24 protein-coding genes are annotated in these 22,047 nt (G+C 67.3%); 15 read left to right on the top strand and 9 right to left on the bottom strand.

What is annotated here, in order from left to right; translation table 11 throughout:
• Positions 1 to 200 precede the first annotated feature (200 nt).
• Genes QM618_RS04840 through QM618_RS04810 form a run of 7 tightly spaced genes read right to left on the bottom strand, consistent with a single transcriptional unit; the run spans position 201 to position 4,661 of the window.
• Positions 201 to 662: a pilus assembly protein TadG-related protein gene (locus tag QM618_RS04840; protein ID WP_428095331.1), complete on the bottom strand. Its 462-nt coding sequence runs from the start codon at positions 660 to 662 to the stop codon at positions 201 to 203.
• Positions 659 to 1,120, bottom strand: a complete 462-nt coding sequence (locus tag QM618_RS04835) for a hypothetical protein (protein WP_428095330.1) — start codon at positions 1,118 to 1,120, stop codon at positions 659 to 661. The genes QM618_RS04840 and QM618_RS04835 overlap by 4 nt, the downstream gene beginning before the upstream one ends.
• Positions 1,113 to 1,517, bottom strand: coding sequence for a TadE/TadG family type IV pilus assembly protein (locus QM618_RS04830; RefSeq protein WP_428095329.1), 405 nt, complete (start codon positions 1,515 to 1,517; stop codon positions 1,113 to 1,115). The genes QM618_RS04835 and QM618_RS04830 overlap by 8 nt, the downstream gene beginning before the upstream one ends.
• Positions 1,477 to 1,641, bottom strand: coding sequence for a hypothetical protein (locus QM618_RS04825; RefSeq protein ID WP_428095328.1), 165 nt, complete (start codon positions 1,639 to 1,641; stop codon positions 1,477 to 1,479). The genes QM618_RS04830 and QM618_RS04825 overlap by 41 nt, the downstream gene beginning before the upstream one ends.
• Positions 1,642 to 1,658: 17 nt before the next feature.
• Positions 1,659 to 2,576 (bottom strand): type II secretion system F family protein, encoded by a 918-nt coding sequence (locus QM618_RS04820; RefSeq protein WP_428095327.1) that lies wholly within the window; start codon positions 2,574 to 2,576, stop codon positions 1,659 to 1,661.
• Positions 2,573 to 3,433, bottom strand: a complete 861-nt coding sequence (locus QM618_RS04815; protein WP_428095326.1) for a type II secretion system F family protein — start codon at positions 3,431 to 3,433, stop codon at positions 2,573 to 2,575. Before QM618_RS04815 ends, QM618_RS04820 begins: the two co-directional genes overlap by 4 nt.
• 1 nt (position 3,434) lies before the next feature.
• The gene (locus QM618_RS04810; protein WP_428095325.1) at positions 3,435 to 4,661 is read right to left on the bottom strand and encodes a CpaF family protein; all 1,227 of its coding nucleotides are present in this window, start codon (positions 4,659 to 4,661) and stop codon (positions 3,435 to 3,437) included.
• Between the two features lie 94 nt (positions 4,662 to 4,755).
• On the opposite strand from QM618_RS04810, the gene QM618_RS04805 reads away from it, so the two are divergent.
• Positions 4,756 to 5,427, top strand: coding sequence for an SOS response-associated peptidase (locus tag QM618_RS04805; protein WP_428095324.1), 672 nt, complete (start codon positions 4,756 to 4,758; stop codon positions 5,425 to 5,427).
• Positions 5,428 to 5,433: 6 nt separating this feature from the next.
• Here QM618_RS04805 and QM618_RS04800 read toward each other — a convergent pair whose 3' ends face one another.
• Entirely contained in the window at positions 5,434 to 5,937 is a 504-nt protein-coding gene (locus tag QM618_RS04800; RefSeq protein ID WP_428095323.1) for a hypothetical protein, read from the bottom strand.
• A complete protein-coding gene (locus QM618_RS04795) occupies positions 5,934 to 6,794 on the bottom strand; it encodes a biotin--[acetyl-CoA-carboxylase] ligase (RefSeq protein WP_428095322.1) in 861 nt (286 codons plus the stop codon). The genes QM618_RS04800 and QM618_RS04795 overlap by 4 nt, the downstream gene beginning before the upstream one ends.
• Before the next feature lie 36 nt (positions 6,795 to 6,830).
• Here QM618_RS04795 and QM618_RS04790 point away from each other — a divergent pair, with 36 nt between their 5' ends.
• The 14 genes from QM618_RS04790 to QM618_RS04725 all read left to right on the top strand — a co-directional run bounded on the left by QM618_RS04790 (position 6,831) and on the right by QM618_RS04725 (position 21,921).
• Positions 6,831 to 8,414: an acyl-CoA carboxylase subunit beta gene (locus QM618_RS04790; RefSeq protein ID WP_428095321.1), complete on the top strand. Its 1,584-nt coding sequence runs from the start codon at positions 6,831 to 6,833 to the stop codon at positions 8,412 to 8,414.
• Positions 8,411 to 8,668, top strand: coding sequence for an acyl-CoA carboxylase subunit epsilon (locus QM618_RS04785; RefSeq protein WP_428095320.1), 258 nt, complete (start codon positions 8,411 to 8,413; stop codon positions 8,666 to 8,668). The genes QM618_RS04790 and QM618_RS04785 overlap by 4 nt, the downstream gene beginning before the upstream one ends.
• On the top strand, positions 8,647 to 9,288 hold the full coding sequence (locus tag QM618_RS04780) for a SanA/YdcF family protein (protein ID WP_428095319.1): 642 nt from the start codon (positions 8,647 to 8,649) through the stop codon (positions 9,286 to 9,288). Before QM618_RS04785 ends, QM618_RS04780 begins: the two co-directional genes overlap by 22 nt.
• Positions 9,289 to 9,307: 19 nt before the next feature.
• Positions 9,308 to 9,922: a SanA/YdcF family protein gene (locus QM618_RS04775; protein ID WP_428095318.1), complete on the top strand. Its 615-nt coding sequence runs from the start codon at positions 9,308 to 9,310 to the stop codon at positions 9,920 to 9,922.
• A gap of 39 nt (positions 9,923 to 9,961) precedes the next feature.
• Positions 9,962 to 10,441: a MarR family winged helix-turn-helix transcriptional regulator gene (locus tag QM618_RS04770; protein WP_428095317.1), complete on the top strand. Its 480-nt coding sequence runs from the start codon at positions 9,962 to 9,964 to the stop codon at positions 10,439 to 10,441.
• Between the two features lie 41 nt (positions 10,442 to 10,482).
• Positions 10,483 to 12,423 (top strand): ABC transporter ATP-binding protein, encoded by a 1,941-nt coding sequence (locus tag QM618_RS04765; RefSeq protein WP_428095316.1) that lies wholly within the window; start codon positions 10,483 to 10,485, stop codon positions 12,421 to 12,423.
• The gene (locus QM618_RS04760) at positions 12,423 to 14,207 is read left to right on the top strand and encodes an ABC transporter ATP-binding protein (protein ID WP_428095315.1); all 1,785 of its coding nucleotides are present in this window, start codon (positions 12,423 to 12,425) and stop codon (positions 14,205 to 14,207) included. Before QM618_RS04765 ends, QM618_RS04760 begins: the two co-directional genes overlap by 1 nt.
• A 241-nt stretch (positions 14,208 to 14,448) precedes the next feature.
• Positions 14,449 to 15,066, top strand: a complete 618-nt coding sequence (locus QM618_RS04755) for a Maf family protein (protein ID WP_428095314.1) — start codon at positions 14,449 to 14,451, stop codon at positions 15,064 to 15,066.
• Between the two features lie 171 nt (positions 15,067 to 15,237).
• Positions 15,238 to 17,037 carry an acetyl/propionyl/methylcrotonyl-CoA carboxylase subunit alpha gene (locus tag QM618_RS04750; RefSeq protein ID WP_428095313.1) on the top strand — a complete coding sequence of 600 codons (1,800 nt, stop codon included), beginning with the start codon at positions 15,238 to 15,240 and terminating at the stop codon, positions 17,035 to 17,037.
• A gap of 97 nt (positions 17,038 to 17,134) precedes the next feature.
• Positions 17,135 to 18,025 (top strand): iron uptake transporter permease EfeU, encoded by an 891-nt coding sequence (gene efeU / locus QM618_RS04745; RefSeq protein ID WP_428095312.1) that lies wholly within the window; start codon positions 17,135 to 17,137, stop codon positions 18,023 to 18,025.
• Positions 18,025 to 19,185: an iron uptake system protein EfeO gene (gene efeO / locus QM618_RS04740; protein ID WP_428095311.1), complete on the top strand. Its 1,161-nt coding sequence runs from the start codon at positions 18,025 to 18,027 to the stop codon at positions 19,183 to 19,185. Before efeU ends, efeO begins: the two co-directional genes overlap by 1 nt.
• Before the next feature lie 5 nt (positions 19,186 to 19,190).
• Positions 19,191 to 20,471, top strand: coding sequence for an iron uptake transporter deferrochelatase/peroxidase subunit (gene efeB / locus QM618_RS04735; protein WP_428095310.1), 1,281 nt, complete (start codon positions 19,191 to 19,193; stop codon positions 20,469 to 20,471).
• Between the two features lie 194 nt (positions 20,472 to 20,665).
• Positions 20,666 to 21,016, top strand: a complete 351-nt coding sequence (locus tag QM618_RS04730) for a PadR family transcriptional regulator (RefSeq protein ID WP_428095309.1) — start codon at positions 20,666 to 20,668, stop codon at positions 21,014 to 21,016.
• Positions 21,013 to 21,921, top strand: a complete 909-nt coding sequence (locus QM618_RS04725; protein WP_428095308.1) for a permease prefix domain 1-containing protein — start codon at positions 21,013 to 21,015, stop codon at positions 21,919 to 21,921. Before QM618_RS04730 ends, QM618_RS04725 begins: the two co-directional genes overlap by 4 nt.
• The last annotated feature ends 126 nt before the right edge of the window (positions 21,922 to 22,047 follow it).

Here is a 22,047-nt window from a genome sequence, read left to right as displayed (position 1 = left end):
CCAAGTACAGTGCGTCGTGGCGGCACCCAGCGCGTCGTAAGGCCCCTATGCGACGCCTCACGTACCGCCAGCGCGCATTCGGCCACGGTTGCTTCCGAACTGGGGGTTCCGAACTGGGGGTTCCGAACTGGGGGTTACGAACTGGGGGTTACGAACTGGGGGTTACGGTCCGGGGCTCACTGGCGCTGCCGCCCCGACGCTCAATAGGCTCTGGCGCTCGACGTCGCCGTGAGCGTCACGCCGTCCACGAACGGCAGGAGCGCGTCCACACCGAACAGTGGGTGCACCACCGTCTGCACGGTGACGGTAGCGGTGAAGTCGTCGCTCGTGGTCGCCTCCACAACCTCTACCAGGGGCAGACCCGCTCGCGCCGCGGCTTCGCCGACGCGCTCTTCCGCGATCCGCGCGACCTGTGCGTTCGCCAGGACGATCACCCCGTCATCGGTTGGCTGCGCCACCGAGCCCTCGTAGTAGCTAGCGACGTCAAGGGCGTCTGCGGCGTCGAGCGCCACCTCATCTGCCACATGGGTGAGCCGCATCCGCTGCAGATGCACCTGGGTGGCCGCGGAGATCACCAGGATGATCAGCAGTGCGAGCACCACGAAGCCGAGCGTGAGCAACATGATCGTGCCCTCGTCGTCCTTGATGCGCACACGGCTCATGGGAGGTACCCATCGACCGGGGATGTGCCCTGCGAGTCGACCGACACCACTGCGCCAGGAAGCAGAGCCCCAAGTCCCGGCAGCGACACGTGGACCGTCACGCTCACCTCTACGTCTGAACCCGGCTCCAGACACGGCGAGCCCGTGCATCGCAGGTCCATGTCCACGTCGTCCGAGACCAAGTGAAAGTCCTCAAGCGTGGTCTGAGCAACCGCAGACGCTCGCTCACGACCCGTCTCCTCCGCTCGCGAGTAGCTGGCCCCCTCTCGCAACGCGTCCACACCCCCAACCACCGCCGCACGGCTGGCGTCACGGGCCACCGCCTCGGCCGCGAAGGCTGCGGACTGGACCGCCCCAAGGCACAACACCAGATACACGATCGGGATCATCAGAACGATCGACAGGAACACGAACTCGACCACGGCGCTGCCGTCGTCGGAGCGCCAGTCCCTACTCATCCCCTGCCTCTTCGATCGCATGCGCTGTGACACTCATCGACCCCGCCCCCCACAGTCCCAGCACCGGGACCGGCGCAGCGAGAGTGACCTCGACAACCTCCCCACCTGCCGTGGGGACGGCTCGCGCGGAGCCAACCACATCGAGCCCTCCAAGCGCCGCCCGTGCGAGGTCGGACGCCCGTGCCGCGCCGTCGGCCGGCGAGAGGTCCGCGAGCGCGCCCACATGCGCGCCTTCCGAGGCAGACGAGAGCAGAATGTTGCGCACGTGCAACGTCAGGGCAAGCTGAAAGAGCCCTGCCGCGAGCAGGACGAGGAGCGCGCCGACGAGAACGAACTCGACGACGGCACTGCCCGCGTCAGCCGCCCGTGACGGAACTGATCGCAGTTTCAAAGACATCGGCGAGCGCCGGGCCCGCGAGGGCCCAGATCGCGGCAACAAGGCCTGCCGTCATCAGCGTGATGAGCACCCATCCAGGCACGTCGCCGCGGTCATCTTTCAGTAGTTTCCTGGCACTGTTCATAGTGTCCCCTCCTGGTGTCAACCTGTGAGCCGAATGGCTATCAGTCCTGGGTAAGTGGCAAAAACGATGGTCACGGGCAGGATCAGGAAGACCACCGGCACGAGCATCACGATCTCGCGCTTTCCTCCCTGCTCCATGAGCTGTTCGCGCCCAGCCACGCGCGCATCGTGTGCCTGCGCGCGCAAGACAGCGGCAAGCGGCGTGCCGAGGTCAAGGGCGGCCACGATTCCGTCTACGAATCGTCGTAGCGGCTGCGCACCCGTCCGCACCGCCATGTCCTGAAGGGCCCTGCTGAGCGGCTCACCGGCCCGTGCGTCCGCGAGCGCTCGCCGCAGTTCCTCAGGAAGCGCACCGTGGGTGGTGCGCGCGACACGTTCCATCGCGGCCCGCGCCCCCTCACCCGCGGCAACTGAGAGCGCGAGTAGATCCGCGATCGTAGGAAGTTCAGACACAATGAGCGCGGTGCGCTTGTTGGCCGCGCGCGTGAGCCACGCGTCCCTCGCCAGCGCGGCGCCGAGTGCACAGATCGCCACAAGAATGAGCAGCGTAACGAGCGGCGCTCCCCTGGCGATCCGCATCGTGGTGGCGGCGGCGAACCCAATCCCGAGCCCAACGGCGCCCCACGCCACCTGTTGCGACCGGAACTGCTCGACGGTGAGCCGCGAGCCGGAACGGTCCAGCCGCAACCGCACGTCCTTGGCGCTCGAGCCCCATCGTTCGAGCACGCGACTGGCGTCCCGCACCACGGGAGCCGCGAGTCTTGCGACTGTGAACCTGGACCCTGCGTTGTGCTCCGACCAGGCGCGCCCATCCGCTGGTCTCACGTATGGCGCGAGCCGCGCGTCGAGGCTTGGACGTCGAGCGAAGACCCACGACATCACGAGCCCTATACCCACGGCGAGCGCGAAGGCAGCAAGAAACGCGAAGGGCATCATCGCAACACCCGCGCCTCGTCCGGGAGCCTGCCGATGGTCACCATCAGTCGGTACGCAATGACCGATGCGATCGCACCGAGCGCGAGCACCATCGCACCAGCCGGCGAGTTGTACGCGTCAACACCACCTGGCCGCGTCGCCAGCACGCCGAGCACTACCCATGGTGCAGCGACGGCCAAACGAGCGGCATTGACCGTCCAACTCTGGCGCGCCTCAAGTTCGCCGCGCGTGCGCGCGTCATCGCGCAGGAACTCGCTCAGCGTGCGCAGCATCGTGCCAACATCCGTGCCGCCCACTTCGCGCGTGACCCTGAGCGCCTCAACGATGCGATCCGCGACAGGATCGGCGAGGCGGTCCTTGAGCGCGTCGAGAGAGTCGCCAAAGCGTCCCGTGGCGCGGAAGTCCTCCGCGAAGGCAAGGAAAGCGGGCCGCAACTCCTCCGGTCCCCGCGTCCCCAACTGGGAAACTGCATGAGGCAACGAAAGACCAGCCCGAATCCCCCCTGCCAAGTGGTCTACAGCGTCGGGCCATGCGGCGCGAGTGATGCGAACGCGCGCCCGGGAGCGAGAGGCGACCAACGCGAACGGTGCCCGCGCCGTCATGACTGCGAAGCACGCGGCGACTACCGGCGAGCGGGTAAGACCCGCAATGACGAGGAACACGACGAGCGCGCCAACAACTGCGACGGTCACGAGAGCACCTGGCGTCACTCCAGGCGCTCCCGCGCGCGTAAGGCGATCCTGGGTGCGGCCGTGCCAGCCGTCCGCGCGGCGCGAGGACGCTGGTGAGGGCAACCAGAAGGCCGTCCACACGAGGAAGAGCCCCAGTCCCAGGGTCAGGCCAAGGAGGAGCGCCATGTCACGCGGCCAATAGCTCGGCGAGGCGGTAGCCATTGCGTGCGAAACGCTCTTGGTGGGGCGGGTAGCCGTCCGCACGCTGCAGTCCGTTGCCTCGGTTGATGAAGAGCTGTTCCAACTCCACAACTCCGGACTCCACGCGGCCTGGAACGGCGACGATCTCGGTGGCACGGCGGCGGCCTCGCGCATCTACGGCCAGATGCACAACGAGGTCGATAGCGGACGCGACCGTGGGCACGACGAAGCGATCGGAGACGTTCTCTCCCGCGAGCAGCGGCAGCGTGCACATCTTCACCACGGCGTCGCGAGCTGAGTTCGCGTGCACCGTGCACATGCCGGGGATTCCGGCGTTGAGCGCGATGAGCATGTCCAAACTCTCCGCTTCTCGCACCTCACCGATGATGATGCGGCTTGGCCGCATGCGAAGCGCCTCTTTCACGAGGCGCCGCAGGCCGATTTCTCCCGTGCCCTCGAGAGACGGTTGGCGGCATTGAAGCCCAACAACATCGCGGTGGGTGAGACTCAGTTCAAAGACTTCTTCACACGTGATGATGCGCTCCCGCGCAGGAATGGACCCGGCCAACGCGCCCAACGTGGTGGACTTCCCGGCCTGCGTTCCCCCTGCTATGAGCACGTTCAGTCCGCACACCACGGCGGCGTCGAGGAACCGCGCGGCCTGCTCGGTGAGCGTGCCGAGCGCCACCAGATCGCCCACGTTCTGCGCGCGCGCCACGTACTTGCGGATGTTGACGCTCCAGTGTTCGCGAGTGACATCAGGGATCACCGCGTGGAGCCGCTCGCCACCAGGCAGCGAGGCATCGACGAAGGGACTGCTCAGATCCAGGCGACGACCGGACAGCTTGAGCATGTGCTCTACCAGGTCCCGCACTTGGCCGTCGGTGAGGATGGTGGGGGTCAGCTCGCTCACTCCGCGCCTCGCCACAAACACCTGACTGGGCCTATTGATCCAGATCTCCTCGATCTCCGGATCGTCCAGGTACTGCTGAAGCGGCCCCAAACCTGACACATTCGAGAGCACGGTGCGCACAGCGTCGGCCCTATCGGCAACCGGCGTCACGGTGCCAGCGAGCGCTTGCTTATCCCACTCCGCAAGCACCTCATCGACGAGCCCGCGCACCACGTGGGCATCGCGCACAGGATCTACCCCGCGCTTGCGAATCTCTTCGCGGACGCGGGTCTCGACGGTAACTACTGGGTCTCCCCCCATGCGCCGAAAGTAGTGGCACGTCGGTATCCCCGCAACCCCAGTTGTGGATAACTCAGTCCCGCGCGGTGTCACACGCCTGTGTCACGATGAACCCATGTGCGGCCGCTACGCGAACTTCCTCACCGAGCAAGAACTCATCGACGCCTTCGCCATCGCCACCATTGCGGATGACGTTCGCCTGCTCCCGCCCAACTTCAACCTGGGGCCTATGCAGCAAGGCGTCATCATTCGGCAACGGCCCGACGGCCGGGAGGCCGAGCTTGCCAAGTGGGGTTTGGTGCCTGGCTGGGCAAAAGACCCCGCGGTGGGTGTGCGCGCGTTCAACGCGCGCGCGGAAACAGTTGCGGAGAAGCCCACCTTCAAGAACGCGTTCGCCAAACGACGGTGCATCGTTCCTGCCAATGGCTATTTTGAGTGGCAGGTGGTGGATGGCGCGAAGACGCCACAGTTCATCCACCCGGCCGACGGTTCCCCGCTCGCCTTCGCTGGCCTCACCGAGGTGTGGCGGCCATCGAAAGACGATCCCTGGCTCGTCACCTTCTCGATCGTCACCACGGAGGCGCGCGGCGAGATGAAGCAGATCCACGATCGCGAACCCGTGATGCTGACCACCGAAGATGTGGACGTGTGGCTGGATCCAGAATCGTCCCCGGACGACCTCTTCGCGGTCATTGACGCCCCCGCGCCGGAGCTCACGTGGCATGCCGTGGACAAGCGCGTGGGCAATGTCCGCAACAACGACGCGGATCTCATCGAGCCCGCGTGAGGGCGCTCAGCGGTTCGTGACCGCCGTCAGGATCAGCGCAAGCGCCACGGCCACCGCAACGCCAAACGTGCCCCACAGCACGTAGTTCCACAGCCGCCCGCGCAACTCCACGAGTAGCCTCCCCAGCACCGCGGCGAGCGTGGGCGCAACGATCACCGCAAGAACCCCAACGGGAGTCAGCCCGCTCACCCCAAGTAGCAGCGCCAGCATCAGGCCAAACCCAAAGCCGTAGATGCCGAACGGAATCAAGGAGGCCCGCAGCCCACGAGGCGCCGTGCGGCGATCCGACCACCGCCCAATGGTGAACGCGAACGCGGGAACCACCACCAGCACCCCAAGGCAATAGGTGATGAGCATCAGCAGCAGGAACGCGAGATCCTCAAAGCCCTCGTTGCTGCGGGACGCCGAGGGCGACAGGAACACCAGCCCAATCCAGATGGGTAGCATCGCGCTCGCCGTGGCCCGCCACCCAAGGATCGCGCGCCCAACACTTCCCGGCTCCCCGATCATGCGCGCCTCACCCTCACGTCGCCGGCCAGCACCTCTTGGTCGCCGTTCGCTGTCCTTACGAGTAGCCCGCCCGACGCTGTCAGCCCTATCGCCGTTCCCGTCACTGGGGAGGTGCTTGCGTTAGGACCGGCGGGCACATCCACGGCCACGTCCCAGCCAATCGTGGCGCACGCGGCAGTCACGAGCGCCGGAATGTCGTCGCCGCGTTCCCACGCGGCGACGGCGTCGCGCAGCTCGGCCACAAGCGCACGCAGAAGCGCCACGCGGTCCAGTGAAGCCGCACCAAGGGTGGCGAGCGACGCGGCGTGAGGTACGGGCAGCTCGGACGCATCCTGAGACACATTGATGCCAATACCAGCGACGATGGCGTCCTGATCGGGGACCGCCTCGCACAGGATGCCCACGACCTTGCGCCAGCGACCCCACTCGGGGATGTCTCGCGCGCCGTGTTCCACGACCACATCGTTGGGCCACTTGAGGAATGCGCCAACGCCCATCCGGCGCAGCGCGCGCACCGTTGCCAGGCCCACAACAAGGGGAGCCCAGCCATATTCCGCACGGGAAACGGCGGGCCTCAACACATACGAACCGGTGAGTGCCGCGCGCGCAGGCGTGGCCCACGAGCGGCCCGCGCGGCCCCGCCCAGCCGTCTGATGGTCGGCGACGTAACCGCTCAAGGCGCCCCACCCGTCGGGCTGGCTGGTGACCAAACCCACGAGCGCGGTGTTTGTGGACGCGGAGGTGGCAACGATCTCCAGCCGTGACAACGGGCGGCCGTCGCCAACGACGTCCTCGAAGTCCGCGCGCTCAAGTGGCGCGCGAGAAGCCGCAATCGCTGCGGGCGTGGCGTGGGTCACGGGGCTAGGCTATCTGCCAGCCACAAAGGGAGTGACGTGTCCGAACCCCGCAAGACCACCGCCGCAGCGCTAGACCAGCTGCGCGCCAAGACCGATGCCGCCGTGACCACCCCGGAGGCCACCGCTCAAGACAAGCAGCACGCCCGCGGAAAGAAGACCGCCCGCGAGCGCGTCGACGCGCTGCTGGATGAAGGCTCGTTCGTGGAGCTCGACCGCCTAACGCGGCACCGCAGCCAGAACTTTGGGCTCGAGAAGAACCGTCCGTTTGGCGACGGCGTGGTGACGGGCTACGGCACCATCGACGGCCGCCAGGTGGCCGTCTATAGCCAAGACTTCACGGTGTTCGGCGGCTCGCTAGGCGAGGTGCACGGGCAGAAGATCGCGAAGATTCAGGACTTTGCGTTGCGCACGGGCGTGCCGTTGATCGGCATCTCAGACGGCGGGGGCGCGCGCATTCAGGAAGGCGTGGCCGCGCTCACGCAGTTCGCCGAGATCTTTCGGCGCAACGTGGCGGCATCCGGCGTGATCCCGCAGATCTCGATCATTCTTGGGCCGTCTGCAGGCGGCGCCGTCTACTCCCCCGCCCTCACCGACTTCATCGTCATGGCGGACGGCACGTCGCAGATGTTCATCACCGGCCCTGACGTCATTAAGGCGGTCACCGGCGAAGAGGTGACGTTTGAGGAGTTGGGCGGCGGGCAAACGCACAACGTGAAGTCCGGAGTGGCGCACTACCTGGCCGCGGACGAGGACGACGCGATCGAGTACGTGCAGCACCTGCTGCAGTTCCTCCCCCAGAACAACCTGAGCGACCCGCCGGCATGGGGCGGCGAGGCCGACCTCGCACTCACCGAGGATGACCAGGCGCTCAACACCCTCATCCCCGACAGCGACAACCAGCCCTACGACATGAAGACCGTCATTTCCGCGGTGCTCGATGAGGGCGACTTCTTTGAGGTGCAGCCGCTCTTCGCCCCCAACGTGGTGGTGGGCTTTGGGCACGTGGAGGGATCCTCCGTTGGCATCGTCGCGAACCAGCCGCTGTCCATGGCCGGCACGCTCGACATCGCGGCCGCGGAGAAGGCCGCGCGCTTTGTGCGCACGTGCGACGCCTTCAACATCCCCGTGCTCACCTTTGTGGACGTGCCCGGCTTCCTTCCCGGAACGGACCAGGAGTACCAGGGCATCATCCGCCGCGGCGCCAAGCTCATCTACGCGTACGCGGAGGCCACGGTGCCGCTCGTCACCGTGATCACACGCAAGGCGTACGGCGGCGCGTACATCGTGATGGCGTCCAAGCAGTTGGGCGCGGACGTCAACCTCGCGTGGCCCACCGCGCAGATCGCGGTCATGGGCGCCGGGGGCGCGGTCAACATCCTGCAGCGGCGTGCTCTGGCGGCCGTGGCCGACGAGGGCGGCGACGTCGAGGCCCGCCGCGCCGAACTCGTCTCCGAGTACGAAGAGGCCATCGTCAACCCCTACGACGCCGCCGACCGCGGCTACGTTGACGCCGTCATCGAGCCCTCCGAGACTCGCGCGCAAGTGGTTCGCGCCCTGCGTGCCCTGCGCACCAAGCGCGCCTCCCTGCCGCCCAAGAAGCACGGAAACATCCCGCTATGACCTCGGCGCCGGAAGGGCCCGACGGCCTGCTCGCCGCAGCGGCCGCGCTCAAGATTGTGCGTGGTTCCGTTGACGAGGAGGAGCTCGCGGCGCTGCTCGCCGGGGTAGTCGCGGTGGCGTCCACGGGGCTCGAACACGACGCACCGGGCCACCCTGCGTCCGCGTGGATGGACAGGACGCGCACGATGCGCGGGCGGCGGCTCATGCTGCCGCTTGGACGGGGGGAAACGGCGTGGCGGAACTCGTTGAGGTAGCGCCTGCGCAGGTGCGCAAGACCGCTCGGCGCCGCTGGATCACTGCGATCCTCGTGGCGCTCTTCATTGTGGCGCTACTGCCGTGGACGCTCATCCGCGCGCTCACCTGGACCGACGTAGGGCCGGTTGGGGGCAATCTTGATCACGCAGATGCCGCCCTGGTCTTGGGCGCCCGCGTCTACCCGGACGGCAGCCCCTCTCCGTTCTTGCTGGAGCGCGTGACCGCGGGAGTGGAGCTCTACGAACGCGGCATCGTTGACCGCATCATCATGAGCGGCGACGGCAACGACTCGAGCGGCCACGGCGAGCCCACGGTGATGCGGTCCCTCGCTGAGGGGATGGGCGTGCCCGCGGAAGCGATCGTCGAGGATCCCCTTGGCGTCGATACGTACTCATCATGCGTGCGCGCGCGAGACGAGTTCGGCGCAGACACGGTGATCGTCACCACCCAGGAGTTCCACGTGTCGCGCGCCACGTGGCTATGCAAGCGAGCGGGCCTCGACGCTCAGGGCGCGTTCCCGCCGATCACCCTGCGCAAGGGAACCGTGGTGGGCAACCTCCGCGAAGTTCCGGCGGCCGCGAAGGCCTGGATGGACGTGGTGAGCGGCCGCGAGCCGTGAGCGACGTAGGGTCGACGTTGTGAGCAAGACACCAGCGTTTGCAGCTGCGGGCACGCTCGGCGCGGCCGCCCTTGCCGTCCTGACCCCCGCCGCAACCGCACGTTTGGCGACGATCGGCGCTCGCCGGCCCATAGCGTCGGGCCGTTTTCACCATGCCGAGGCGGCGCTGGTACTTGGCGCGCGCGTATGGGCGGATGGACGCCCCAGCAGATTCCTCAGGGAGCGCGTGGTCACGGGAGTGCGGCTGTACCGGATGGGGCTCGTGGATCGCATCATCATGAGCGGGGCGGGCGAGGACTCGAGCGGTTACGGGGAGCCGCCGGTGATGCGGCGGGTCGCCGAGGCGGCGGGCGTGCCGAGCGAGCACATCATCGAGGACCCGCTTGGCGTCGATACGTATTCAAGTTGCATCCGCGCGCGCGACGAGTACGGGATGCGTTCCGTCATCGTGGCGACGCAGGAATTTCACTTACCGCGCGCGGTGTGGCTCTGCGAGCGCCTAGGACTGGACGCGCAAGGCGCGTACCCGCCGGTGATCCTCACGGAGCACACGATCCGCGGGCACGTGCGGGAGTTGGGCGCCACTGGCAAGGCGATGCTCGATCTGGCGCGCGGGCGCGATCCGCAGGGATGACCCCTGGTTACTTGAACCTTCAAATGATAGAATAGTGCGATGGAGACCGTGGCCACTACCGAGCAGGAGCGCATCCTCTGGGCGCGCTACAACGCCCTGCTCACCACCGTGCCCGGCATGATCGACGAGCGCATGCGCGCCGCCACCGGCCTGTCTCGCTTCCAGTTCATGCTGCTCGACACCCTCGCCAAGAACCCCACCGGCCAGGTACAGCTCGCGGACGTCGCGCGCGCCGCGGACTCCTCGCTCTCCCGACTCAGCCACGCGATAACCCGCCTTGAAGAGGCTGGACTCGTGGAGCGTCGGGCCTGCGATAGCGACCGCCGCGCCTCCTGGGCCGTGCTCACCCCTGCCGGCGCCAAAGCCATGGCCGACGCTCGCGAGGCCCACGATGCCGTCATGCGTGAGGTGCTGCTCAGCAGGATTCCTGCGGGCAAGCAAGCGGAGGCCATCGCCTTCTTGACGGCGCTTCTGCCCGACGATGTGGCTGGGGCCTGCTCGACGATCGACGGGGTCTAGGGCTTGGTTCCCGTGTCAGGGCCGTCCGCTAAGGTGACCCTGTGTCCGAAACGTTTCGCGCATGGTGGCGTCGCTACAAGGAAGAGGCCATAGTCGCGCGCCTGCGCATCTGGCAGATCATGCCGCTCGCGGGGTGGGGGCGCGTGGTGGCACTGGCCGGTGTTGGGCTGATTCTTGGCGGCTTGCCCATCGTGTTCATGGTGGCAACGTCCGCGATGATCGGGCACGTCCCCGCAGCCGTTGACGGCGGCACATCCTCTGACGAGTACGACACTGTGGTGCGGCTGTTCCTCATCGCGGCGGGGGCATTCTTGCTGCAGCAATTGCTCGCCCCGGTGCAGCAGATGATCGGGTTGTCGATTCAGCGCGCGGTTGACGGCCGCATTCGCGACGAGGCCGTGGAGGCCGTGACGGCGTCCGTGGGCATCGGCGCGCTCGAGGACGGCGAGGTGCTCGCCACGTTCTCCGAGGCACGCATGCGGTTCGAGAACAACTTCCACACGCCGGGCAATGCGGTCGCGGGGATGCTGTTCCTGGTGGCGCGCTACGTGCAGATGATCGCCACCTTCGTCATCGTGTGGATCCTGCTTGGCGCGTGGATTGCGCTCGCCATGATCGTGGCGGTGATGGTGCTGCGCACCGGAAACCGGGGCGGGCTGCGGGCGTACTCGGTGCTGTGGCGCACTAACGGCCACTTGCGAAGGCGCCTCATCTACTTCCGCGATATCGCCATGGGCCCAACCGCCTCCAAGGAGATCCGCGTGTTCGGCACCATGCCGTGGATCAGTAAGGGTCACGAGAAGGCGTTCCACGAGTTCGCCGACCCCACCGATCGCGAGCGCAGGCGCATCTACTTCAAGCCGTACCTCGTCTATGCGGCAATCGGCCTGGTAGCCACCGTGTGGGCGCTTGTGGCACTGACTGCTCAGGCGGCGGGGACGGGGAGCGATCCCGGCGAACTCACGCTTGGCACCATGACCATCGGCGAGCTCACGCTTGGCCTGCAGGCGCTCATTGGGCTGCTCATGATGGGGCGCGACTTCCCGGAGTCAGACACGTCCACGCAGTTTGGGATGAACGCGCTCAGCGCCATTCGCGAGGTGCAGCGAGAGGTCAAAGAGCGGGACACCGCACCGCGCGGATCAGCGCCGGTCCCGCCTGGCGCGCCAATCCAGAGCATCGAGTTCCGCGACCTCCACTTCAGCTACCCGGGAGCCGCCCGGCCGGTGTTCTCCGGGCTCAACCTCACGCTCAGGGCGGGACTCACCACCGCCATCGTTGGCGTCAACGGCGCGGGGAAGACCACCCTCATGAAGCTCCTCGCGCGCCTGTACGAACCCACGAGCGGTGCTATTTACGTGGACGGCATCGATATTGCCGAGCTTGACGTCGTCGAGTGGCGGCGCACGCTGTCCGTGGTGTTCCAAGACTTCGTCCGCTACGAGTTCACTGCTGCGGACAACATCGCGATGGGTGCGGCGTTCGATCCCGCCGATAGGGCTGCGGTAGAGGCCGCAGCAGCAAAGACCGGAATGCTTGAGACCCTGTCCGACGCTCCGCTTGGCCTGGACACGATCCTCGCCCGCGCGTACGAGGACGGCATTGACCTCAGCGGCGGCCAGTGGCAGCGCGTCGCAATCGCGCGGTCCCTCTATGCCGTGGACAAGGGAGCGCGCGTGCTCGTGCTCGACGAGCCGACTGCGGCCCTCGACGTGCGCGCCGAGGCGGAGTTCTTTGAGCAGTTCATCGAACTCACGGCCGGACTCACGACCGTGCTGATCTCGCACCGCTTCTCCTCCGTGCGTCGCGCGGACCACATCATCGTTGTCGAGGAGGGTCGCGTGGTGGAACAGGGGTCTCACGACGAGCTCACCGCGTCTGATTCTCGCTACCGGCGCCTGTTTGAGCTCCAGGCCCGCCGCTTCCGCGAGGGCCTCGGCGCGGACGACGATGCCGACGCCGCGGTCATGGAGGGGGCGTAATGGAACTCCTGAAGGGAATGACAGACATCCTGCGGGTGGCCTGGCGCGCGGGAAAACTCAACTTCGTTCTGGGCTTTGGGCTCATGCTCGTGGCGCCCCTTGCGATGCCGCTTGCCGCCGTGGGCTTACGCGGGATCGTGGACAACGCGATTGCGGGAGAGGCGCGCGCCGCAGTCATCGCGGCCGTGTGGGTTGCCGTGCTGTCTGTGCTTGGCCTCACCGCCGGCCACTTCGCCCACATCTTCTACTTCAAGACCGCGGAAGACGCGGCCGCCCTCATCGAGCGGGACGTCGCCGCGCTGTCCAACGGCTCCGTTGGCCTTGAACACCACGAGCGCGCCGACTACGCGGATCGCGTCGCCTACATTCGGCGAGAAACCGATCGTGCGGCCTGGAACACCGTCGCGTCGCTCTATGGCGGCGTCGCGATCGTTGTAGCGCTCGTGGTCACGGGCATCCTGCTTGCGACGCTCTCGCCCTGGCTGCTCCTGCTGCCCGTGTGCGCCATTCCGCCGCTGCTGCTTGGCCGGAAAGCGGAGGCCGTCGCCAAGGAGGGGCGCGCCAAAGGCGCGCCCGCAACGCGCCAGGCAAACCACCTGTTCTCGCTCCTGAGCGAGCCCGGCCCCGTCAAAGAGGTGCGCACGTGCGGCCTTGAGAGCGAGGTTCGGGAACGCCAGCGTCGGGCCTGGAGCGAGGTCTCTCGACTTGAGATGCGCGGCGAGTACAAGGCCACCGTGCTGCGCACCATCGGGCAGGTGTTCTTCGCCATCGCGTACGTGGGCGCCACGCTCCTCGTTGTCCGCGATGCCATCAACGGGCATGCCACCGTGGGCGACGTCCTCATGGTGATCACGCTCGCCGCACAGGTCAACGCGCAGGTCACCTCCGCTGTGGCGATGCTCCAGGGCCTACAGCGCACGGCCTCGCTGTTCACGGAGATCCGGTGGATTCGCGGAGTCGTCGCTGGGCAACAGGGCGAGCCCGCGGATGCCGTCGTTCCGCAGACACTGACCTCGGGGATCGAACTGCGAGACGTCACCTTCACCTACCCGGGCACCGAGGAGCCCGTGCTCAGCCACGTTGATCTCACCATTCCCGCAGGTGCCACCGTGGCTATCGTGGGCGAGAACGGCGCAGGTAAGTCCACGCTCATCAAGCTCCTGTGCCGCTTCTACGACCCCGACTCCGGCCAGATCACGGTGGACGGCACGGGCCTGTCACGCATGCCCGTCACCGAGTGGCGAGAGCGCATCTCCGCTGGCTTTCAAGACTTCGCCAAGTTCGAGTTCTCGGCGCAGAACACGGTGGGGCTCGGCGACCTTCCCCGCGTCGACGATCCCGAGGCGGTGGCGGACGCCCTCGCGCGCGCCCGTGCGGAGGACGTCATGCGGCGCCTCACCGACGGCCTGCAGACCCAACTGGGCAAGTCCAACGTGGGCGGCACCGACCTCAGCGGTGGCCAGTGGCAGAAGCTAGCCCTGGGGCGCGCCATGATGCGCGAATCGCCGCTGCTGCTCTTGCTCGACGAACCCACCTCTGCCCTCGACGCGCAAGCGGAGCACAACCTCTTTGAGCAGTACGCGCTGGGGGCTCGCCGCGTGGCGCAGCGCACGGGCGCGATCACCGTGCTCGTCTCGCACCGCTTCTCAACGGTGCGCATGGCGGACACGATCCTGGTGGTGGGCGACGGCCGCATCGTCGAGTCGGGCTCCCACGACGAACTCGTGGCCCAGGCTGGGCTCTACGCCGAGCTCTACGCCCTGCAGGCCAAGCAGTACGCCTGACCCCCGCGCAATGTGTGCGTCAGCACCACTTTCCCGGGCCTTGCCGCTCCTGTGTGTGCGTCAGCGCGAGACGCGCGGCGCCTCACCCCCGGTGCTCGCGCCTGCCCAGACCTGCCGCACCCAGCGGAGTAGCCCAAGCCAGATATCCGGACCTCACGCACCTTTAGGAGCACGACTCGTGCGAAAACCGGGCCTCACGCACCAATAGGAGCGTAGGGCCAGCGCGGTTAGGCTCGTCGGCATGCCCGTCCCCCTCGTTCTCGCCTCCCAGTCGCCCGCGCGCCTGTCCACGCTCCGCAGCGCAGGCGTGGAACCTCGCGTGATCGTCTCCCACGTGGACGAGGACGCGGTGCTCGCCTCACTCCCGGATGGCACCGGCCCGGCCGACGCTGTGCTCGCCCTGGCGCGCGCCAAGGCCGAGGAGGTGGTTGCCAAGCACGCGCCGAATGCGCTCGTGCTCGGGTGCGACTCGATGCTCGAGTTCGGTGGCGAGATCCTCGGCAAGCCGGGGAACGCCGGGACCGCCATCGTGCGCTGGCGCCAGATGCGCGGCAGCACCGGCGTGCTCCACACGGGCCATTGGCTCGTGGACGCGCGGAACGGACGCGCCGCGAAGCAGACCGGGGCCACCAGCTCCACGACGGTGCACTTCGCAGACCTCACAGACGAAGAGATCAGCGCCTACGTCGCCACGGGAGAGCCCCTCAACGTGGCAGGCGCCTTCACGGTTGACGGTCTCGGCGGGCCGTACGTCGAGGCTATCGACGGCGACTACCACGGTGTGGTCGGAGTGAGCCTGCCCCTGCTGCGGCACCTGCTGAGCGAGTTTGGCGTAGCGTTCCACGATCTGCGCGCATAGCCGCCCTTTGTAGAACCGCAACAACCAGCACCCACCCAGCCACGGCGTCGGGCAGTGTTTTTGTGGCCTTTCTACAAACAGGGGCCAAAGGGATGGTGCCGCCGCGCAAACTTCGCACAACCCCAGTGGGCCGGTTAGGGAGCCGCGCAAGGCCCGCGCTACCGTTTTCCGGTGACTGCCTTCTCATCCGTGCTCATTGCCAACCGTGGGGAAATCGCAGTTCGCATCATCCGCGCCTGCAAGGACGCGGGATTGCGCTCCGTTGCCGTCTACGCCGACCCCGACCGCGACGCCCCGCACGTACGGCTCGCCGATGAGGCGTTCGCTCTTGGCGGCGCAACGGCACGCGAGACATACCTGGACATCGCCAAGATCATCGACGTCGCACGGCGCGCGGGGGCAGAGGCAGTCCACCCCGGCTACGGCTTCCTCGCCGAGAACGCGGAGTTCGCGCAGGCGGTCATCGACGCTGGCCTCGTGTGGATCGGCCCCAGCCCCGCAGCCATCGAGGCGCTCGGCGACAAGGTGAGCGCGCGCCACATCGCGCAGCGCGCAGGGGCTCCCCTCGTTCCGGGCACACCGGACCCCGTTGAGAGCGCCCACGAGGTTGTCGCCTTCGCCCAAGAACACGGCTTGCCCGTGGCCATCAAGGCGGCGTTCGGCGGCGGCGGGCGCGGGCTCAAGGTGGCCCGCACGCTCGAGGAGATTCCGGAGCTTTTCGATTCCGCGACCCGTGAGGCAGTGGCCGCGTTTGGGCGCGGTGAGTGCTTCGTTGAGCGATTTCTCGACCGCCCACGGCACGTTGAGACGCAGTGCCTCGCGGACCGGCACGGCACCGTCGTGGTGGTCTCCACGCGTGACTGCTCGCTGCAGCGCCGGCACCAGAAGCTCGTCGAAGAGGCCCCGGCGCCGTTCCTCACCGACGAGCAGAACGCGCGCCTCGTCGAGGCGAGCAAAGCCATCCTCAAGGAGGCCGCTTACGAGGGCGCGGGCACGTGTGAGTTCCTCGTTGGCGTGGACGGCACCATCAGCTTCCTTGAGGTCAACACGCGCCTCCAGGTGGAGCACCCAGTCACTGAAGAGGTCACCGGGCTGGACCTGGTGCGCGAGCAGTTCCGCATCGCGGCGGGCGAGCCCGTCACCATTCCACAGCCCGCGCGCGGCCACTCGATCGAGTTCCGCATCAACGGCGAGGACCCTGCGGCGAACTTCATGCCGGCCCCCGGCACCATCCGCACGCTGAACTTCCCCAGCGGCCCCGGCGTTCGTGTGGACGCCGGCGTGGTCGAGGGCGACACCGTGAGCGGCAACTTCGACTCGATGATCGCCAAGCTCATCGTCACGGGCGCCACACGCGAGCAAGCGATTCAGCGGGCGCGCCGCGCGCTAGCAGAGCTCGAGATTGAGGGCATCCCCACGGTAGTTCCGTTCCACCGGGCGGTGCTCGAGGCGCCCGAGTACGTGGCCGCAGACGGCCACTTTGGCGTCTACACCACGTGGATCGAGTCGGAGTTCGCGGACACGGTCGCAACCCTTGGGTCCAGCGGTCCCGCCGCGGAGGCCGTTGAAGAGCCCGCCACCGAGCGCGTCATCGTCGAGGTTGGCGGCAAGCGCCTTGAGGTTGTGCTCCCGGCGGCTTTGGCGCAAGCCGGTAGGTCTCGCGCGGGTGGCCCCGTACGTCGGCAGGCCCGACGCTCCGGCGGCCCCGTGCGAGCGGCAAGTGGCACTACCCTCACCTCCCCCATGCAAGGCACGATCGTCAAGGTAGCCGTTGCCGAGGGGGCGGAGGTCGCCGAGGGCGACCTCGTGGTGGTGCTCGAAGCAATGAAGATGGAGCAGCCCCTCATCGCTCACAAGGCTGGCGTCATCCGCGGCCTCACGCTCGACGTGGGTGCCGGGGTGAGCGCGGGCACCGCTATCTGCGATATCGCGGACGTTGACGCGGCTGAATCCGCCGCATCCGCCGAATAACGCAACTAGTCCCTTGCGCAATCCGCCACGGCGGTCCTAGGCTCTCCAAGGCGCATTGCCGCGCCGCCATCCCATCCCCACCAGGGAAAGCCGCCGCATGTTCGCCAACTACCTCATCGGCCTGCGAGAGGGCCTTGAGGCCTCACTCGTGGTCGGCATTCTCGTGGCGTACCTTGTGCGCACCGAACGTCGCCACCTGCTGAGCCGCGTGTGGATCGGCGTCGGGATCGCGGTTGTGCTGTCGCTCGCGTTTGGGGCGCTGCTCACGCTTGGCCCTCAGGGCCTGAGTTTTGAGGCGCAAGAGGCGATCGGCGGAACCCTCAGCATCGTCGCGGTTGGCCTCATCACGTGGATGATCTTCTGGATGGGCAAGAACGCCCGCTTCCTCAAGGGCGAACTCGAGGGCTCGATGGAGCGCGCGATCTCGGTTGGCTCCGGCGCGGTCGTCACGATGGCGCTGCTCGCCGTTGGTCGCGAGGGTCTTGAGACCGCGCTGTTCCTGTGGGCCGGAATCCAGAGCGCGGGCACCACGGCGGGCCCCGTCATCGGCGCCACGCTTGGCCTCGCCACGGCCGTGCTGCTTGGCGTCCTCATCTATCGCGGCGCCATCAAACTCAACCTGCGCGTGTTCTTCCAGTGGACGGGCGTGTTCCTGGTGGTGGTCGCGGCCGGGGTGCTCGCATACCGCGTGCACGACCTTCAAGAGGCTGGCATCCTGCCTGGCCTGCACAACCTCGCCTGGGACGTGACCGCGGCGATACCGCCAAGCTCGATCCACGGCACCATCCTCAAGGCGATCTTCAACTTCTCCCCCGCCACCACCGTGCTCGAGGCCGTCGCGTACTTCGCGTACCTCGTGCCCGTGATGTTCCTGTTCGTTCGCCAAGCCTTTGGCGCACCAAAGAAGAGGCCAGACGCTGCCGTGTCCCCAGCGTCGGGCCCTGCTACCACCGACGCTCGCGAGAGCGTCCAACCCCAAGGAAACTGATGCGATTCCGTACCCCCGTATCCGCGGCGGCCCTCGCCGCCATCTCCGCGCTCGCGCTGGCCGCGTGCGTTCCCAACGACTCGGACAGCTCCGAGGGCATCGCGGTAAGCTCCACCGCGGACGAGTGCAAGGTGGCCACGGACACGGCCGCCGCCGGCCCCGTGGTGTTCCACGTCACCAACGACGGCGAGGACGTCACCGAGTTCTACCTGCTCGCGGACGACGGCCTGCGCATCATCTCCGAGGTTGAGAACATCGGCCCTGGTATCACGCGGGATCTGGTGGTGCGAGTGCCCGAGGGCAACTACCTCACGGCATGCAAGCCGGGCATGGTGGGAGACGGCATTCAGGCGGCGTTCACCGTGACGCCCTCCGATTCCACGGTGGCGCCAACGGGCGACCGCGAGGAGCAGCTCGCCGCGGCTGGCGACCAGTACATCCTGTACGTGCGCGACCAGGTGCAGACGCTCGTGCAGAAGACCGACGAGTTCGTCGCCGCCTACGAGTCCGGCGACTACGACAAGGCCCGCGAGCTCTACGCGGACGCGCGCGTGCACTGGGAGCGCATCGAGCCCGTTGCCGAGTCCTTTGGCGATCTTGACCCCAAGACCGATGCTCGCGAGGCGGACCTCGCCGAGGGTGACGAATGGACCGGCTGGCACCGCATCGAGAAGCACCTGTGGCCCCCGGCAGAGGGCTACGAACTCACGGCAGCAGAGCAGAAGTTCCTAGCAGATGACCTCAAGGCGAACATCGCGACCCTCTCAGACGAGGTGAACGCCGAGGACTTCACGCTCGACGCCTCGCAGATCGGCAACGGCGCCGTGGGGCTCCTGGACGAGGTCGCCGCAGGCAAGGTGACGGGCGAAGAGGAGATCTGGTCGCACACGGACCTGTGGGACTTCCAGGCCAACGTGGACGGAGCGCTCGTGGCGTTCGGCGTGCTGCGCGACGTGGTCAACGAGACGGATCCTGACCTCGTCAACACGCTTGACACTCGCTTCGATGACCTCAACGCACTGCTCGCGCAGTACGGCTCCATCGACGAGGGCTTTGTGCTCTACACGGACCTCACCCCGGACCAGGTCAAGGAGCTCTCTGACGCGGTCAACGCGCTGAGCGAGCCGCTCTCCCAGCTCACGGCAGCCGCCGTACTGTAACTCCCGTGACACTGCCCGACGCTGACGAACCTCAGGCGACGCCGTCGCCAAAGGGGCCCTCGCGTCGGGCAGTGTTGGGGGCGAGTGCCGCGGCCGTGGGCGTCGCTGCGGTGGCTGGCGCCGGGGGATTTGCCTTTGGACGAGAGACGTCGTCCTCACTGACCTTGCGGTCATATGACTTCCGCGGGCCTCACCAGAGCGGCATCGTCACGCCGCAGCAGGACCGGCTCCACTTCGCCGCGTACGACCTCACCACCTCCTCCCGCGAGGACGTGATCGCGCTGCTCAAGGCATGGACGGAGGCGGCCGAGCGGCTCATGGCCGGAGGCGAGCTGGGTTCCGGCGCCACGGGCGGATCCTACGTGGCACCGCCGGATGACACGGGCGAGGCGCTGGGGCTCGCCGCCTCAGGTCTCACGATCACCTTTGGCTTTGGGCCGGGGCTGTTTGATGACCGCTTTGGCCTGGCGTCCAAGCGGCCAGAGCAGCTCATCGACCTTCCGCACTTCAGCGGGGACGTGCTCGACGACGCGTTCGTGGGCGGCGACCTCTGCATTCAGGCGTGCGCCGACGACCCCCAGGTGGCGGTGCACGCGATCCGCAACCTGTCTCGCATCGCGTTCGGGACCGCGGCAATACGTTGGACGCAACTGGGCTTTGGGCGCACGTCATCGACCACGCAGGCGCAGACCACGCCCCGCAACCTGATGGGCTTCAAGGACGGCACGCGCAACCTCCGCGCGGAGCAGACGGCGGACATCGACCGCTTTGTGTGGGCCGACGCTGGTGACGGTGCCGCGTGGATGGCCACTGGGTCCTACCTGGTAGCCAGGCGGATTCGCATCCGCGCGGAGATCTGGGACCGCACGTCGCTGCAAGAGCAAGAGAACTCCATTGGGCGCACCAAGGGCTCCGGCTCTCCCCTCAGCGGAGGCGGCGAGTTCACGGAGCCGGACTTCACGCGTGCAGGCGGCGACGGCACTCCGCTGATCCCTGTCGACTCACATGTGGCGCTCTCGCACCCCGATGCGAATGACGGGATGGCGATGCTGCGACGCGGCTACAACTTCACGGACGGCGCGGACTCGTTGGGGCGGCTCGATGCCGGGCTGTTCTTCCTTGCATACGTGCGCGATCCCCGCACGCAGTTTGTGCCGGTGCAAGAGCGGTTGTCGAAGTCCGATCGCATGACGGTGGAGTACCTCCACACCACGGGCTCGGCGCTGTTCGCCGTGCCCGGTGGCATCGGCCCCGGAGAGTACGTGGGACAGGCGCTGTTCGAGTAGCGCACGGGGGAGACCGATTCCAACGGACGTCCACGTGAATCGCCCGTCAGTTTCCGTGCCCGCACCCAATCTGACGGACGTTCCGCACATTCGCCCGTCAGGAACCGTGGCGTGCGCGACGCAACGAACGCACCAAACCCGGCCACACCGTCGGGCTTGCGTGGTTAGGTACTTCATCTGATACAGTACCTGATGTGACAGAAACTGACGCATTCGCCGCGGACTTGCTCCGCGGCAACACCGACACCATCGTGCTCGGCGTGCTGCGTCGCGGTGACTCTTACGGATTCGAGATCCACAAGGCCATTCGCGACGCCGCAGGCGGCGATCACGAGATCAAGGAAGCCACCCTCTACGCCACGTACCGCCGCCTCGAGAAGGACGGCCTCGTGGAGTCGTACTGGGGTGACGAGTCCCAGGGCGGCAGGCGCAAGTACTACCGCATCACCGACGCCGGCCGCGCCGTGTACAAGGCCCGCGTCGCCGCGTGGGTGGCCACGCGCCGCATCATCGACACCCTTCTAGACGTCAAGGACCCAGCATGAACACCCACATCCATCGCCTCCTAGACGAGGCCTTCGACGGCGTCACCATGTCGCCGGAGGTTCGCGAGCTCAAGGAAGAGGTGCGCGCCAATGTCATGGCTCGCACGGAAGAACTCGAGGCCGCAGGCGCCTCCCCTGCCGACGCGGCTCGCCAGGCAATCGACGAGTTAGGTTCGGTTGAGGATCTGCTCGGCGCTCCCGTCGCGCCTGGTATGCCCGACGCTCGGGCTGGCAAAGCGCCGAACGCCGCTGATCTTCACGCACGTAACAAGGTGCGGCCCAATCCCGGCTTTGTGGTGCGTGTGACGCTGCTGAGTGTGGCCGCAACCGCGGCCGTGGTGCTTGCCGTGCTCGCCGCGTTCGAGGTTGTGGGCGGTGAGGCGCGCACGGTGCTCGCCCTTGGGTTGGCGGGTGCGGCCCTGCTGGGCTTCATCACCGCTGACTCGCTCCGCCAAGAGACCACGAGCAACTACGCGATGCCGCTTGGCCGTGCGGCGCTGTGGGGTCTCGCGACGTTCGCAGGTGTCGCGGCGCTGGCTGCGTTTGGGGCGTTCGCGGTGGACACCTCCGCGGTGGCCCTCGCGATCGCGGGCGGCGTGCTGGCGCTCGTGAGCATCGGGCTGTTCTCGTGGCTGGGCGCCACCCAGACCAACCGCCACAAGGCCTGGGTGCGCGAGCTGGGTGCCGACTACAGCGCGCACCAGGGCGGAGCTCAGTGGAGCGACCCTAACGCCGCCGCGCGCTTTGGGATGTACTCCGGAGCGATCTGGGTCGCCGGGATCGGCGCGGGCGTGGCGCTCGCGATCATCTTCGCGTGGTGGTGGTCTCTCGTGGTGCTCGGCGTGTGCATCGTGCTCACGATGATCGTGCAAGCGTCAACGATGTTCCGATCCACGAAGGACTAACCCGTTACACGGAATCTGACGGGCGGCATCGCATGCGGTCCGTCAGATTCCGTGTTTTCGCGGAAAGCGACGGACTACCCAGGAAGTGATCCGTCAGAATCCGCGGGCGGTGCGCGAGGCGAGAGC

Source organism: Demequina sp. (genome assembly GCF_049841215.1).
In the GTDB taxonomy this organism is placed as follows: Bacteria; Actinomycetota; Actinomycetes; order Actinomycetales; family Demequinaceae; genus Demequina.
The sequence above is the reverse complement of the archived record's forward strand: the minus strand, read 5'-3'. Positions and strand labels throughout refer to the sequence as shown.